A 16,324-nucleotide genomic window follows, 5' to 3' on the forward strand; every position below is an offset into this window, starting at 1 on the left:
AGCTAGAAGATAAAGGTAGTAGATCTGGAAAATTTTCTATTTTGCTATTTCCCAGATATTATGAAAGTTATAATTAATCTTACCTAGAAAAAGCAACCATAAAAATGGTTGCTTTACTAAGAATTAGATTTATTTCACTAAAGTCCAAGCCATAGACCACGCAGAACCCGTTCCAGGGGCATATGCAAAGGCAGCACCATTACACCAACCACTAAAAGGCCAAGGTTTACATTGATAAACTTTACCATCACTACCAATTACCCTTGTTCCTGCGGCATATGAACCAATACCACTTGGATATTTAGCATATCCTGGCGTTGGCGTAGGCGTAGGCGTAGGCGTTGGCGTAGGCGTTGGCGTTGGCGTTGGCGTAGGCGTTGGCGTTGGCGTAGGCGTTGGCGTAGGCGTAGGCGTTGGCGTAGGCGTAGGCGTAGGCGTAGGCGTAGGCGTAGGCGTAGGCGTAGGCGTAGGCGTTGGCGTAGGCGTTGGCGTAGGCGTTGGCGTAGGCGTAGGCGTAGGCGTAGGCGTAGGCGTTGGCGTAGGCGTTGGCGTAGGCGTTGGCGTAGGCGTAGGCGTTGGCGTAGGCGTAGGCGTAGGCGTTGGCGTTGGCGTAGGCGTAGGCGTAGGCGTTGGCGTGCAATTACCAATTACTTTCCATACTTTTCCTGAGCCAGCGGCTCCGCTGTTACTAGCAGGATTTTCTCCCTGAGTCCACCACTGCGCCTCATAAATCACTCCATTATGAGATACTCGTGTTCCACCAGTATATGTAGCTGTGCTACTCCAAGCTATAGTGGTACAAGTATTTCCACCACCTCCACCAGTTCCACTTCCCTGAGTATTAGTCCCAAGTTTACCTACAGCTGCCATATATAATGACAAACTAGCATCAGCCGATTTATAGGCATCATTGTGAATATCCCAGAACCAAACACCGCCCAATTTATATGGTGTAACCAGTTTATCAATTTTCTGGGTAACTGTCTTAGGAGTATCATAGCTAAATACAGAATAACCATTATATTTAGCATTTGGATTAATTGTAACTGCATTTCCCGCTACTGGAGATTTAACTACATTATATCCCTGATCATATGCCCAAGCATGCCCGACGCCCAGATCCTTACTGTCACCAGCAATCTCAACAAAAAATAACTCTGCTGGCAATGGCTGCCCAAACAAACCGCGGTTATCAGTTTTAGTTGGAACTGACTTCGGTGCTGGACAATAATTTACAGATAATTTACCTTCCTTCTGTAACATACAGTTATAACTATAAACACCCGTATTATCAACCATTCCACCTGCTGGATAATAAGCCTCAGCGTTTGGCGCATCAGTAAACAGCATCGGATAATATACTTCCAGACCAATTTTTGTCGGATCCATATTGCCAAGATAACCATAATTATTGCTAGAAGATGGTTTATCAACAACCTGCATTTGACGAGTATAGTTTGGTGAACCAAGTACAATTCGACGCGAGTCCACCCCAGAATCTAGTAAATAATTAATCGCAATAGCTACTTCCCCAGCAGGAGCCTGATCCATGGCCTTCATCAGATTTGGATCAGCAGCATCAAATTGCCCGTGTACATCAAAGGCCATTAAATCAATCCAGTCAAAAGTATCTTTCAGATTAGACCAGTTAATTGCATTATTACCTGTCATTTTAGCTGGTACCACTGGCAATGCCACTGTCAGAACTTTTGTTTTACCCGTATCTGCCTTAACTTTCTCAACACGATTGCGTAATTCTTTAACTAAAGCCTCAAAAAACGCTGGCTCTTGAGCTAGATTTGATTGGACAGAGCCATTATGACCATAGCCTGGATATTCCCAATCAATATTAATCCCGTCGAATTGTGGATACGCTGAGCCACCAGATAGGCTTAATGTACCACGTAACAATTTTTCACAAGAATCGAGAAATGCTTTAGCTGCTGCAGAATTAATATTATATTGTGCATCTTTAGCAAACTGGCTAAAGCGTGCCGTATATGACCAGCCACCAACCGAGGCAATTAACAATGTACCACTATTATTAGCCTTATAACGGTTTAGCTCATTATAATTTAGCTGGGCAATATTTGCTTCATACGCATTATCTGGATCACCAATGGTACCATTTGCCTGATTAGCCCAACCAGAACCAATTGCTCCACCACCATAGCCCTGAGTACTTGCACTATCTGAACTTACCTTCGGTGCAAAAAAAGCATAGCTGATATAACTTGGGGCTTTCTGATCAAATATATCTAGGTGCTTAACACTACCAATTGCCTCACCCGACACATCCGAATTACGCCATACATTCCAGTTAGTAAAATAACTACCAGTCCAAGTACCATCAGGAGTTACCAATGCACCAGCAGGTGTCGGCGTAGGAGTTGGAGCAGGTGTAGGAGCTGGGGTATTACCGCCCGTATTAGTCCCAAGCTTATTAGTGGCGGCAAGGTATAATGATCGACTTGCATCTGCGGATTTATAGGCATCATTATGGATATCCCAGAACCACATCCCTCCTAGATTAAGCGGCTTGATTAATTTGTCAATTTTCTGCTCAACAACCGTTGGAGTATCATAACTAAATACCGAATAACCATTATATTTTGAACTAACATTAACAGTAACCGCATTACCTGCAGCAGGAGATTTTACTACGTTGAATGCATCATCATAAGCCCAAGCATGTGATACACCGAGATCCTTACTATCACCTGCAATTTCGGTAAAATATAATTTAGCTGGCAATGGTTGACCAAATAATCCACGATTATCTGTTTTGGTTGGGACAGTATCTGGTGCCGGACAATAATTAGCTGATAATAAGCCCTGTTTCTGTAACATACAGTTATAACTATAAACTCCAGTATTATCAACCATTCCACCTGCTGGATAATAATCTTCCGCATTTGGTGCATCGGTAAACAACATTGGTTTGTAGACAGTTAGACCAATCGCAACTGGATCCATATTTTTTGAATCACCGTAACCATAATTATTAGTATTTGATGGTTTATTTTTTACTAGCATTTGACGGGTGTAAGTTGGATCGCCAAGAACAATTCTACGCGAGTCAACACCAGCAGTATTAACCAAATAGTCAATTGCAGCCTTGAGTTCACCTGCTGGAGCCTGATCAATAGATGTCATAAGATTGCTATCTGCCGCATCAAATTGCCCATGTGCATCAAAGCCCATCAAATCAATCCAGTCAAAGGTATTTTTTAGATCTGACCAATTGATCGCGTTATTACCAGTCATTTTTGCAGGTACAATCGGCAGTGCTACGGTTAATACTTTCACTTCACCAGTATCAGCTTTTACTTTATTTACGCGGTTACGCAATTCTTTCATTAAAGCCGCAAAAAATGCTGGCTCTTTGGAAAGCGCGGACTGCGCTGTAGCATTATGCCCATAACCAGGATATTCCCAGTCTATATTTAAACCATCGAACTTTGGATAAGCCGCACCATTTGGAAGTGTTAGAGTACCACGCAGTAATTTTTCAGAAGAATCAAGGAAGCTTTTAGCGACTGTAGAATTAACATCATAATTGGCATCTTTGGCGAACTGGCTAAACCGTGCCGTATATGACCAGCCACCAACTGAAGCAATGACAAGCGTACTACTATTTTGTGATTTGAATTTGGTTAATTCAGCATAATTAGCTTCTGCCTTATCCTTTTCGTATGCATTATCCAAATCACCTATCGTACCATTAGACTGAGATGCCCAACCAGAACCAATTGCTCCGCCGCCATAACCAACAGTTGAAGCGGTATCAGTACTTACCTTTGGAGCAAAGAATGAATAGGAAATAAAACTCGGTGCTTTAATATCAAAAACATCAATATGCTTGGTTTTGCCAATTTCTTCACCACTTACTTTTGAAGCACGCCATTGATTCCAGTTAGTAAAATAAGCACCAACCCAGCTACCATCAGGTGTAATCAAATCAGTTGAATTGATAGCCTTTGCGCTAACTACCCCGGTCGGAGTGGTAGTACCAGTAGCTGTAACATTACCACTATTACATCCAATTAAAACTAATGTAGATAAACTTGCTGCAATTATTTTCTTTTTCATTTACAAACTTCCCTCTTATTAAATTAAAGATTGGCTTTTGTCGCCATGACTGAATTGTAAAATGAAAATGCAGATTCTTAAAATAGCTATTACCGTATAAAACTTATGCAATTTTTTATAAAAAAATAGCTCATGCCTAGATCACAAGGGAGCTTTCTTAACCAAATCCATTATTTTTCCATATAAATTCTGACTTCGATTATTGAAGCGAAATTCGCATTCTTTAAGATGTAGATAAAAGCTTTGTTTAGCTACTCCGCGAAACTTCATTAATCGCATTTGTGAAAAGCTCCAGAAACTTTTTATACTATTAATATGATTCATATAGCCATTTATGCCTTTATTAGTCTGATTTATTCGAAAATATCTGTTTTTACCAATTTCAATCAGACCATCAAAATCATACCAATAGTTTATCGAATAATCAATTGCCTCCCAGGGTGCTATGCCGCGCACAACATCGCGAAATTTTATACTGTAGTCTTCACTTACCATCTCGGTATGAATCTTGTCACTACTCTTAAATAAACCAAAAATTAGTCCATCATTCCTTGTTTGAAGTCCACTAGCATAATCAAGCATGTTAGTACTGATACTACTTTCCATAGGTTTTTTAGGAGGTAACTCCTCTTCACAATATTCAGCAATCCGCTGGCGAAGAAGGTTTAAATAGCGCCCGACTGTATTGCGATTAAGTCCTGATAATTCAGCAATCTGTAGCCCATCAAGATCAAGAGCAAAATAACGGATTATTTCCTTAAACTTACTATCCGAAATTTTGGCATGTTTAACATATCGATTACTCATAATAAATCCCCTTCCTGACACACTTTAATTCTAACCACTCAATAAAACTAGATACCTAGCTATATTTCACAGTACGTCATGTAAAATTTATAAAGAAGCTTTTAGGCATGACCATATTAAATAACAAAAGACTATCTGACTATCCTGAGCAGTCAAGTAGTATATTTGTAACAAATTACAACATAAGACCTATACCCCAAGCTAACGTTTTAAAAATTTACTTAGTAATTGTACTTAATTTATAATATTTTGCTAACCGTCCAAAAATGACGGTTGTGTATTCTTTTGTTTAATAGTATGAATATATGGCGCGAGGACAACAGGTTCCTGTCAGGCAATAGCTCTAGAAGTAGCATAGCCAACCATATTAAGTAGAGTGAATATTTAAAGATAAATTAAAATACAGCTAGATACGAGATCTGAGGTAGCTAAAGGGAAGTTTGGTTGTGATTTTGTTCCAAAAAATATTTTTTGATTTGAGTTTTTATATTATTCGTAGTAGTAGTATAATTCAAAGCCTTCTAGAATTAGAATTTGTTAAATTTTTGGAAAACTATTGCAAAACTAATTAAAATTTGGAATTATTATAATTCCGAAATAATCATTGTATCGTCAAGGGCATAGCTACCAACTCTAAGTAACTCACGTGGAACAAATAAGTGATATTTAAGTTTAATTGCCTTTTCTATTAAGTGGTTCTTAGTCTTTACCGCAAAAATATATTTAAGATTTTCGAGATGATCATTCACTCGCCCCGCCGAAATTTTATGCCCCAAAGTTGTCAAAATTGATGCAATCTCACTATATGAGTATTTATTCACATAAAAAAACAATACAATATGCTGGCGTGGAGTCAGTTCATATTTCAACTGCTCGCCTATAGGGTCTTCCATTACTTCCAAATCAATACTGTTAATTTTATAAATAATATCCAGAACATTTGGCAACATAAAAGGACGAACCACACCCAAAATCCCAACAAAACCATTAGTTGAAGGATTAATAATTGGCCGTTTTCGGATTAATCCGATATGTTTATATATATCAACATATAAATAATTCTGAGCTTTTAAACTGGTTTTAATTAATTCATCCTGAGCGTCAACTAGATTCACCAAGCTAGTGTCCATCTTCTGTTTTGCGCTATTTGCCCCATGAATTAAATCTTTTGCTATCGAACCATTTGGATTGAGCCCATCTTTATATGCGTTTGAGACATAGCGAAAAATGAAATCACTGTCTTTTATAAATACTACTTCTTTACAGATGCCATTGTAAATAACATCTGCTGATTGACAGTATAACTCAAAGAAATCGGCATCAGATAGGTTTTGCTTACTATATTCCATATTTTGTATAATGCTCAAAATTTATAAGAAAAATATTCAACGATGCTAATTATACTAAAAATAATGTAATAACTTTTAAAAATTACATATTTTATGCTTTAGCTTTATTTTATATAAATACCCCAAGCAAACCTAGGGCACCCTATTGAACTAAAAATATTAGATTTCCTTTTTTTACAATAAACAATCGATATAACAGAATCGGGATTTTTATATTATTCCGCAATCCCGATTCTGAGGATCTCTACCATAAAAGTTTATGCACATGTATCTTATATTATTATTGATACTATTAAAATATAGGTGCATCCCATAGTCGTCTATGATTGATGACAAAGGTTCATTTTCATCAACATCTCCATATATCCAATTAGTATCTCTTGTGGCAGTTACAAATTCACCACATCCATGGCCACATGTCTTAATAAACTCTAATTTAGGGTTTCTGACCCATAATGGGATGAAAATCTCTCCACGTTTCCAAGGCTCTATTACTCCCTCAGTCGGAAACCTCATAACATCTTCCTTCCCTGTTGGTGTAATGTATGTAAGCTTAACATGTATATCAAGATTATCCCCATTATTTTCAGTTCTAATCTGTACGGGCTGGTTATTTGCTAGGAAGTTATAAAACTTAACGGGTACTGAAGCTGAAAAAGATTGATATTTTTCTTCAAATGAAACCTTTAATTCTAATCTACCCTTAATTTCCATTCCAACAGCATATGAATCTGCTCTCGGATCAAACTCAATTTTGATAGTACATTTATCATTCTTTTCTTTTATTGTACACCCTTTACTATCCAGTACTTCCGGAAGTATAGTATTACCCCCAACAATTGGAGTTACTACATATGGATATATTTTTTCTTCAGCTTCAAAGACATCCATATCTTTAACATCTATTTCCCAGACGAATTTATAGGAGTCTTTGATACTAGGGTCATGCTCCTCTGCATTTTGGGGGTATTTAATTGTAGAAATAAGAACATCATCAACTCCAAATGTACCTTTGAATGGAAGAGGACAGGAATTGTCAATAAAACAGGGGTCTACTGGATTAGTAATTGTGCCAACACCATCTCCATGGTCATTTTGACCTACATAGTAAATTGTAGTATTTGCATTGAACTTTTGTTCCTTTCCAAAATATTCAATATTTAAATTTGATTTGCCAGTCATATCCTTAATAGCGCTAACTCCAATTACGTTGATTAAGGCATTTTCACGCTGAGATGGCTCAATATTTTCTATATGAATTGACTCATAAATAGCTAAATTGTTACCTAAGTTTATATTAATTTTATAAGCAGATACATTACCACTGTTCCATAAGGTAGTATACACATGATTAACTCCCTTAGCTCTATCTATAGTTAGCCCATGTGAGATAAGTAAATTCGAGTACTCACCTTTTACCACTGTCAAGCTTTCACTGGCAGAGGATCTGAGAATACCACCGTTAAAACCAGACACACTAGCTATAAATTTTAACGTAGAACTTTCTACATAACCACTTAAAAGGTAAGTACATCCACCTCGTTGTTCTGATTTATTTGATTCACAAATTATTTGTCCGCCATTATTTTTAAACTCATCAAATTCCCCCCTGATAGCTAAAGGTATAGCAATATTATATCGACCATCAGTAGTGACAACTTTACCAAAGTCACCTACAAAATTAACCCCATTCTGAAAACTAATTTTGTTGCTCATCCGAATCAATTTTCTTAACGTATGAAAATTGGAATACTCATCTTCCAATTTAACTGTAAGAACAACATCAACAGATCTATTTGCCTGAGGTGTAAGTTTAAGATTACATTTACTTGCTGCAGCTAATTTGGTGCAATCAATTGTATTTACCTTTAATAAATTAGATTGATCTAGCAAATCTTTTACATTTGTAACTCTCACGGATGTCAAAGAATAACGCTGATTGCTATAATTGTTAATCCGTAAAATATAGGACGCAGATTCTTGAAGTATTGGTAAAACCCCAAAATCATCTAACACTAAAGAATTAGAGACATCAACTTCTCCTTGAACGTATTCAGCTTGATTCGTAGAAGTTATGCCACTACTACACGCTACAAGTACCAATATGCTTAACAATATAAAATAATTAGATATATTTTTCATTTATAGAATCCTTTTTATTTTGTAATTTTATAAATTACACTTTGAATTTACAGGAGATATTCTAAATAAAAAGGACGAGTTAGTAAAAGTCCAAAGTAATTCCATCCATTATATTACCGCCCAAATATTTAGGTGGTAAAATATAACAATAACCATCTGTAGTATTCATTCGTAACCGTTGTCCGGCAAACTGGTAAAATCTATCATTACTGTTATAATTAATTACCCTTATTAAGTGACAGAATATTAAAATGCCCTAATATTACAACTTTACTATTATTTTTATAATTTATAATAAATGTTTCTTCAGCATATTTTCCATTTAAAAGGAATTAACTATGAATCAAAAGCAACAAAATTTATCTGATGAGGCTTTTTTTGAATATTATTGTTCTTCAGCTGATATAGTTTATAACAACGGTGAACAAGAAGCTATCTTTATAAAAGATAAAAACTATGCTTTCCGCTATATTTCTCCTGGATATATATCTGACTTTGACCCAGAAAGTAGCGTTCTAACTGAAACTCAAGAAAAGTTACAAACGGAAGAAGAAAGAACGCAGGCAAGAATCATATTACAACAAGATGAACTTATTCGTAAAAATTTGGAAACTCATAAATTTATTTATGTTGATAGCTATAAACACATAATTTTAATCCATAAATCACCAATTATTAATCCATCAACCAATAACTTTGTTGGAATACTAGGTTCAGCACAATCATTCATGCTACCAAATGTTTTGGATATTATCTATAAAATAAATGGAGTTAATTTTGGGCTAATAAATAAAGAACAATCCAAGCCATTAAAATATGAGTTGACTCCGCGACAACACATGATTTTATTCTTTTACCTAAATAAGTACTCCTATAGTGAAGTTTCAATAATAATGAGTACTCTCGGCTATAAAATATCTGCCGGACGAGTAAATAACCATTTGGAAAATTTAAAATACATTTTTGCAGTAAAAACCAAAGAGCAATTAATAGAAAAAGCTATTAGTCTGAAATATCATCTATTTATTCCGCGCCAACTTCTTAAAGTGGGAAGTTATGAATTAAATGATGTTCTACTAATTTCTAAATAAACCGTATTAACAATCTAAAATGAAATCTATCTATAGAGTAATATGGACTAGTCAGATATCAATAATTCATCAGTGGGAGTAAAATATAAACATGTGGATTGATATTAGCCAGCCGATTACGGAAAACATTAATATTTATCTAGGCGATACGCCATTTAGTCTAAAAACCGAAACTTATGCCGATAGCAAATGAAGTATTAATACTACCCTCCATCTGAGTACCCATACTGATGCCCCAAGTCATTTTCTAGCAGAAGGAAAATCAATTGACCTTGTTGACTTAGATAAATATATTGGTAGATGTCAGACCGTTGAAGTAAATCTGACAAAAGCAGATAATGGTCTAATTCAACCACACCATTTGCCGGAAGCCCCACGTATTTTATTTTCAACTAGCAGCTTCAATTATCAGCAGCCATTTAATCCTAATTTTGTAACATTTGGTCATGAAACATGCAAACTACTACTCTAGAATAATTGTGTTTTGGTCAGAATTGATACACCAAATGTTGACCCATTTAACAGTGAAGAGTATAATAACCATGTTTTACTCTTAAAGAATGAAACTGCTATTATTGAAGACTAAAATTAACTAAAGTAAGGGTGGGAATTTATGAGAAAATAGCAATTCCCTTAAAGCTCGTTCGTTTGGAAGCAAGTCCGTTAAGAGTATTGATAAAAATTTGTTAATGAAAGAATCTAGCATGCATAATTTTACTTTATATAACCCGGTAAAAGTACTATTTGGTAAAGGGCAAATTAAAGAACTCACAAATTTAATCACTAAAGGGAAAAAGATTCTCCTTACTTACGGAGGTGGGTCTATCAAGGAAAATGGAGTTTATCAACAGGTGATTTCAGCCCTTGATGGATATGAAATTATTGAATTTGCTGGAATTGAAGCAAACCCAGAATTTAATACACTGATGAAAGCAGTAGAAGTTTGCAAAAACAAGAAAATTGATTTGATTCTAGCAGTTGGGGGCGGTTCAATTATCGATGGTACAAAGTTCATTGCTGCTGCAGCCAATTATGCGGGCGACCCTTGGGAAATAATGACTAAGCCAGATGCTACGATTAATTCAGCAATACCATTCGGTACAGTGCTTACACTACCAGCAACTGGTTCTGAAATGAACTGTGGTGCTGTAATATCAAGAAGAGAGAATGGTGATAAATTAGCATTCATGAATCCGCTAGTATTTCCACAATTCTCTATCCTTGACCCAGAAACAACTTACACGCTACCCAAACGCCAGTTACAAAATGGTATCGTAGATCCATTCATCCATGTTGCCGAGCAGTATTTGACAACTGATCTAAATACGCCAATTCAGGATGGTATGGCAGAAACTGTCTTAAAAACCCTGATCAAGGTTGGTAAAGATATTGTAAATGGTACGAAGGATTATGATACACGAGCTAGCTGGATGTGGGCAGCAACCAATGCGCTTAATGGCTTTATCGGAGTAGGTGTAGATCATGACTGGGCAACCCATATGATAGGTCATGAGCTAACTGCAGCTTATGGACTAGATCATGCCCAAACACTAGCAATCATAGCACCAAAACTTTGGCGCCATCAAATGGAGAATAAATCGGCAAAATTGCTAAAATTTGCGCATAATGTTTGGGGACTAGAAAATAGTCATGATGAAATTGCGATCAAGCAAAGTATAATTTTGACGGAAGAGTTCTTTGCCAGTCTTGATATAAAACTAAGCTTGAAAGAATATGATATTTCTCCTGATTATGACAAAATCACAAAAAACTTATTTAAATATAGCCAAACTCCTCTTGGTGAAAGGCGTAATCTAGATGAAAAAGCAGTAAAAGAAATTTTACAAATGGCACATTAGAAATCATTTCTCTATTATTAATTAGATCAGATTAAAAAGATGTCTTCTCATTTATCAGGCATCTTTTTCGCCCCTAAAAATTCTCCGAAACTATTTGAGAAATCTAGGACATTCTTTTCCCTCATCTCATTAAATAACATTTATTGACTGGCACAACCAACCCCATCGCGCCAACCAATTGTATGCCCACCAGCCCCAGTAGCACAATCACATGCCCATGCCCACTCAGAATGCCAGACTCCTCCTGAATTTAGACAATCTGTTTGGTTCCAATCTACTAGATTTGGGTCTGTAATCAATGGACCTATCTGTGGTCCTTTTATAGAACAGCTTGATGGTAAATACGGAGCTGGTATTGCCCCACTTCCTGAAGATGGTGTTTTGTACATACCCATGTTATCATTCCTGATTCAGCTGGGGTATAATTAATTACCCCTAACTCACCACTAGGTAATATTAACCATGAAGAAATTACACCATTGGCACCGACTTCTACTTTAGTCACATATTTACCAATATAAGAATCTGCCGGATCCAAACCAGCATCGGCTTTAGTAGAAGGAAAAACTGAGTTAAAACTATGATATTCAGCCACAGCAAGCTGTGCAGGTCCAGCCATACGAATAGCTTCACTTACGGCAGCACGATTTACATAGTTATTGTATGCAGGAATAGCAATTGTTGCCAAGATTCCTATAATTGCCACAGTTATCATTAACTCTATAATTGTGAAGCCTTTTTTATAAATAAACATTCCTGATCCCACGGAACTAGCTACCAATCAAATAGTGTAACTCCTTATAAATTGGCTACACATTATGATGGTTAGTAATTCCAGCCAATTAGAGTCTACCAGTAAAGAATATCAAACTATTACCGCTCCACACCCATATCTTTCAGAATTTTCTTTGCTAGGCGATCAGCATCAGGATAAAGATTACTACTATCGTCACATGATAATGCTCTTCTGGCATATAAAATAGCTTTATCTTTATCTTTTGGTAGTCCCATTTCACCATATGCATAATTCCAAGCAAGATTTAACATTGCAAATGCGCTCCCCTTATCTGCGCCTTTAAAGAGATATCGCATAGCCTGAGACTCATTTTTTTGAACCCCTAAGCCATCTTTATATAAGATATACAGCTGATTCATTGCTGAAGGACTATTTAATTTCGCAGCTTTTTGATACCAATTTAAGGCATCAGCATAGCTTTGTACCACACCCCAACCATTTTGGTACATAAGCCCAAGATAAGTCATTGCTGGAGTATAATTTTTATTAGCTGCATCCAAGAAGTATTTGCGCGCCAAAGTATAATCCTGAGAAGTACCCATACCCTGTAAATAAAATAAGGCAACTGTATTCTCCACATAACCTAATTTGCTACCTGGTATAGCTAGTAAATACCATTTAAGTGCAAGAGTATAATTTATACCTACTGTACCATTCACATATAGATTTCCCAAATCATAGGCAGCTGTAGCTTGTCCTTGATTTGCCGACAGTGTAAGCCACTTTATTGCCGTAGGATAATCTAAATTTACTGCATAGCCACCAGCATAAAGAACCCCCATAGCTAACTGCGCATCCTTATTGCCACTTTCTGCCAATGGCTGGCATAATTTTCTTGCCTGAGAATAGCTTTCTTGCTCAATAAGTTTTATGCAATCAGAACCGCTATCGGCATAGACCATTTTAATCAGAAAAACAGTCAAAAAGATAAGTAATTTATTTCTCATAATTTCCCTCTACTTCATTATCAAATTTAAAACTTGTATCCTCAACAAACTTGCATGAGGCATGGTATTTAGACATCATAAGTACAGACACAGTATACTAAAGCATTTAGTTAAACTAATGTTTATACTTATCTAACAAAAGAAATTAAAATTAGGATAGTCTATGATGAGCCTATATCTAGAGCCAACAGTAAGTATTTCACGAGAATTTCAGTTATATCATGTTTTTCATTAGGATGACGCAATAAATAGAAGTCGGCTTCGCCGAAGTTATAGTCTGGCAATACCTTTACTAATGGTTCATTTATAGTATCAACTTTCAGAAAATGCGGAAGCCCAACAATATATTCATCTGTTTTCAATAATATGACGCCACCTAGAGCGTTATTTATGCATAACTTTAATTTTTTTATTGGTATCCTCACTAAGATTTCTTCTCCAGTTTTATTATTTTTCGCTATAATTGAATCAGGAATCGTATAATCATGCGAAATTGCACTGGCAATAGGATAATCAAAAATAGTATCAAGGCTTTCAGGTATTCCATATTTATCAGCATATTTTTTGGTGCAGTAAAGGTTCATATATGTTGAGAAAACCTTTTTTACTTTTTGCATTTGTTGTGTTGGTAAATGATTAACAATAGCAATGTCAAAGCCATCTTTTACCATATTAATCACTCGATGCTGGTAACAAACTTCCAATCTGATATTTGGATATTGTTGATTAAATTTGTATATGTATGGTGTTATTTTTTCATGGTGTTATTTTTTCTAACCCAAGAATAAGTGGTAATGCAACCCGTAAAACCCCTTTTACTTCTTGATCCTGAGCAATAATATTTTTTATTGCTTCACTAAATAGCTTATCCTTATTTAAAAACTCTTGATAAATTTGCTCTCCAGCAGCGGTAAGCTCAAAGTTCCTAGTATCTCTCCGTATAAGGGCCACACCGAGGCTGTCTTCCAAACCTCGAATCCGTCTACTAATAGTAGCAGCGCTGATCTTCAAAAGTTTTGCTGAATCGCTAAAATTACCCACATCAACAACTTTTACAAACAAGAAAATATCATCATACGAGTACATTATTGGATTTCCTAGATCTAACTACTACACTCGCTATTTTAACTAATTTGAGAAAATATGTAAACAACGAAAAATGCACAGATATAATTGCAAAATACGAATATGGATTAAGACAGTAGAGTAGAATTAAACTGCTGGAATTTAGATCTCTTTCTTCATACTCCCTTACTTTATCCAAACAGGGATGAGGGGTTAAGAAGCAGAATAGGAACGTGTCTCCTATTTTTCAATAGGGATAAAAAAACAAGGCCAAAGTTAATACACTTTGACCTTATCATTTTATAGTAATAAGCAATTATAATGCCATTCTACGCAGATCGGATAATACCTGAGCTAGGAAAGTGGTAAATTTAGCAGCCAAAGCACCATCAATAATTCTATGATCAAATGACAATGATAGTGGCAACATCAAGCGTGGAGCAAATTCCTTACCATTCCAAACAGGCTCAATAGCTGATTTGGATACACCAAGAATAGCCACCTCAGGAGCATTGATAATCGGCGTAAATGCAGTTGAGCCAAGTCCACCAAGACTTGATACAGTAAATGTACCACCTTGCATATCTGTTGGCTTCAACTTACCATCACGAGCAGCTTTTGCCAAAGCTGAAGTCTCCTGAGCAATTTCTACCAGACCTTTTTTATCAGCATCTTTAATCACAGGAACGGTCAAGCCATTTGGCGTATCGGCTGCAAAACCAATATTGAAATATTGCTTATAAACAATACTATCACCATCAATTGACGCATTAAATTCTGGGAATTTTTTTAGCGCAAATACTGAAGCTTTGATCAAGAACGCCAATGGCGTAACCTTGATCTCTGCACGTTTATATTCTTCATTAAGCTGTTTACGGAATTCTTCCATATCAGTAATATCGGCTTTTTCAAATACAGTTACGTGCGGGATCATAACCCAGTTACGAGCCATATTTCCACCAGAGATTTTTTTGATTCTGGTCATCTCTTTGCGTTCAACTGGACCAAATTTGGCAAAATCAACTTTTGGCCATGGTAATAAATCAAGTCCAACACCAGAACCGCTAGATACGGCGGCACCGTTACTAATTTGACCAGTCATGACACCTTTAACAAATGATTTCACATCATTCTCAGTAATACGACCTTTAGTTCCAGTACCTTTAACCTTACCTAGATCAACCCCAAGTTCGCGAGCAAGTTTACGCATTGACGGAGATGCAAAGGCTTTGGTAAATGAAGCTTCATCAACTACTGCTACTGGTGTAGACGGTGCAGCTTTTGCTACTGATTCAGTTGCAACTGGTGCTACTGGAGCTGATGCTTGTGGAGATGCTGGAGCTGTATTAGCTGCTGCAACTGTTGTGCCCCAACTGTTTCAACCAACATAATCAGATCACCCTGACTAACTTTACCACCAACAGCAACTTTTAATTCTTTAATCACACCTGTCGCAGTCGAAGGAACTTCCATCGTTGCTTTATCTGTTTCCAATGTCATGATAGTATCATCTTCTTTGATGCTATCGCCAACCTTAACTGCAATCTCAATAATAGCTACATTGCTGTGTCCACTTAGATCAGGCACTGTAACCTGAACAGTTTGAACACTACCAGCAGACGCTGCTGCCTTGATAGGCTCACTAGCAGGTGCAGTTTGCTGTTCTTTAACTGGCTCAGCTACTGGAGCTGCCGCTGCTGCAACACCTTCAGCCTGAATCTTTATAACAACATCGCCCTCATTAACTTTTGAACCAACCTGAACCATGACCTCGGTAACAACACCAGCAGCCTCGGCAGGCACCTCCATTGTAGCCTTGTCAGTTTCAAGCATCAATAAATTATCATCAACTTTAACCGTATCACCAACTTTAATATAAACTTCAGCAACATTTACGTCACTATGTCCGCCAATATCAGGGATTTTTAATTCAATTATACTCATTGTTTAGCCTCATTATTATCTGAATAATTACCTCTAGTGCAAGTACCAGTTTCAGCATCACAGCCACAACCTGCGCTCTTATAAGCATCGCAAGATTGCTGATCACCTCCGGAACATGCAGCAGAAAGATTCTGGCACAAATTATTGACAGCACCCTGATTGCGTCCGTCAGTAGCATAACTTGAACCAATCCATAAACAAGCAGCGAGTATCAATAATTTGTTCATCTCAA

13 protein-coding genes and 1 pseudogene are annotated in these 16,324 nt (G+C 36.7%); 3 read left to right on the plus strand and 11 right to left on the minus strand.

Going from position 1 to position 16,324, the window contains the following annotated elements:
* Window positions 1-129: 129 nt before the first annotated feature.
* From CUN60_RS11830 to CUN60_RS11845, 4 genes are all read right to left on the minus strand, one after another.
* Entirely contained in the window at window positions 130-4,092 is a 3,963-nt protein-coding gene (locus tag CUN60_RS11830) for a glycosyl hydrolase family 18 protein (protein WP_102952241.1), read from the minus strand.
* 141 nt (window positions 4,093-4,233) lie between these two features.
* Complete coding sequence (locus tag CUN60_RS11835) at window positions 4,234-4,899, minus strand: hypothetical protein (protein WP_102952242.1); 666 nt, start codon at window positions 4,897-4,899, stop codon at window positions 4,234-4,236.
* 584 nt (window positions 4,900-5,483) lie between these two features.
* A complete protein-coding gene (locus CUN60_RS11840) occupies window positions 5,484-6,248 on the minus strand; it encodes a helix-turn-helix transcriptional regulator (RefSeq protein WP_102952243.1) in 765 nt (254 codons plus the stop codon).
* Between the two features lie 210 nt (window positions 6,249-6,458).
* Window positions 6,459-8,390 (minus strand): hypothetical protein, encoded by a 1,932-nt coding sequence (locus CUN60_RS11845; RefSeq protein WP_102952244.1) that lies wholly within the window; start codon window positions 8,388-8,390, stop codon window positions 6,459-6,461.
* A 338-nt stretch (window positions 8,391-8,728) separates the two neighbouring features.
* On the opposite strand from CUN60_RS11845, the gene CUN60_RS11850 reads away from it, so the two are divergent.
* From CUN60_RS11850 to CUN60_RS11860, 3 genes are all read left to right on the plus strand, one after another.
* A complete protein-coding gene (locus CUN60_RS11850) occupies window positions 8,729-9,481 on the plus strand; it encodes a helix-turn-helix transcriptional regulator (protein WP_102952245.1) in 753 nt (250 codons plus the stop codon).
* A 196-nt stretch (window positions 9,482-9,677) separates the two neighbouring features.
* Window positions 9,678-9,953, plus strand: a complete 276-nt coding sequence (locus tag CUN60_RS13500) for a cyclase family protein (RefSeq protein WP_102952246.1) — start codon at window positions 9,678-9,680, stop codon at window positions 9,951-9,953.
* Between the two features lie 232 nt (window positions 9,954-10,185).
* Window positions 10,186-11,340 carry an iron-containing alcohol dehydrogenase gene (locus CUN60_RS11860; protein ID WP_102952488.1) on the plus strand — a complete coding sequence of 385 codons (1,155 nt, stop codon included), beginning with the start codon at window positions 10,186-10,188 and terminating at the stop codon, window positions 11,338-11,340.
* Between the two features lie 140 nt (window positions 11,341-11,480).
* Here the strand turns inward: CUN60_RS11860 and CUN60_RS13130 are convergent, their stop codons facing one another.
* The 7 genes and pseudogenes from CUN60_RS13130 to CUN60_RS11890 all read right to left on the minus strand — a co-directional run bounded on the left by CUN60_RS13130 (window position 11,481) and on the right by CUN60_RS11890 (window position 16,319).
* The gene (locus CUN60_RS13130; RefSeq protein ID WP_222593332.1) at window positions 11,481-11,735 is read right to left on the minus strand and encodes a hypothetical protein; all 255 of its coding nucleotides are present in this window, start codon (window positions 11,733-11,735) and stop codon (window positions 11,481-11,483) included.
* On the minus strand, window positions 11,660-12,094 hold the full coding sequence (locus tag CUN60_RS11865) for a pilin (protein ID WP_222593269.1): 435 nt from the start codon (window positions 12,092-12,094) through the stop codon (window positions 11,660-11,662). Before CUN60_RS11865 ends, CUN60_RS13130 begins: the two co-directional genes overlap by 76 nt.
* A 119-nt stretch (window positions 12,095-12,213) precedes the next feature.
* Complete coding sequence (locus CUN60_RS11870) at window positions 12,214-13,083, minus strand: tetratricopeptide repeat protein (RefSeq protein ID WP_102952247.1); 870 nt, start codon at window positions 13,081-13,083, stop codon at window positions 12,214-12,216.
* A gap of 161 nt (window positions 13,084-13,244) precedes the next feature.
* Window positions 13,245-13,835, minus strand: coding sequence for a LysR substrate-binding domain-containing protein (locus CUN60_RS11875; protein ID WP_102952248.1), 591 nt, complete (start codon window positions 13,833-13,835; stop codon window positions 13,245-13,247).
* Window positions 13,836-13,839: 4 nt separating this feature from the next.
* Window positions 13,840-14,169, minus strand: a complete 330-nt coding sequence (locus tag CUN60_RS11880; RefSeq protein WP_102952249.1) for a LysR family transcriptional regulator — start codon at window positions 14,167-14,169, stop codon at window positions 13,840-13,842.
* A 295-nt stretch (window positions 14,170-14,464) separates the two neighbouring features.
* Window positions 14,465-16,092, minus strand: a pseudogene (aceF, locus tag CUN60_RS11885) (dihydrolipoyllysine-residue acetyltransferase).
* Window positions 16,089-16,319 (minus strand): hypothetical protein, encoded by a 231-nt coding sequence (locus CUN60_RS11890; RefSeq protein WP_102952250.1) that lies wholly within the window; start codon window positions 16,317-16,319, stop codon window positions 16,089-16,091. The pseudogene aceF and the gene CUN60_RS11890 overlap by 4 nt, the downstream one beginning before the upstream one ends.
* Between the last annotated feature and the right edge of the window lie 5 nt (window positions 16,320-16,324).

This window comes from Aquella oligotrophica (genome assembly GCF_002892535.1).
Classification (GTDB): domain Bacteria; phylum Pseudomonadota; class Gammaproteobacteria; order Burkholderiales; family UBA11063; genus Aquella; species Aquella oligotrophica.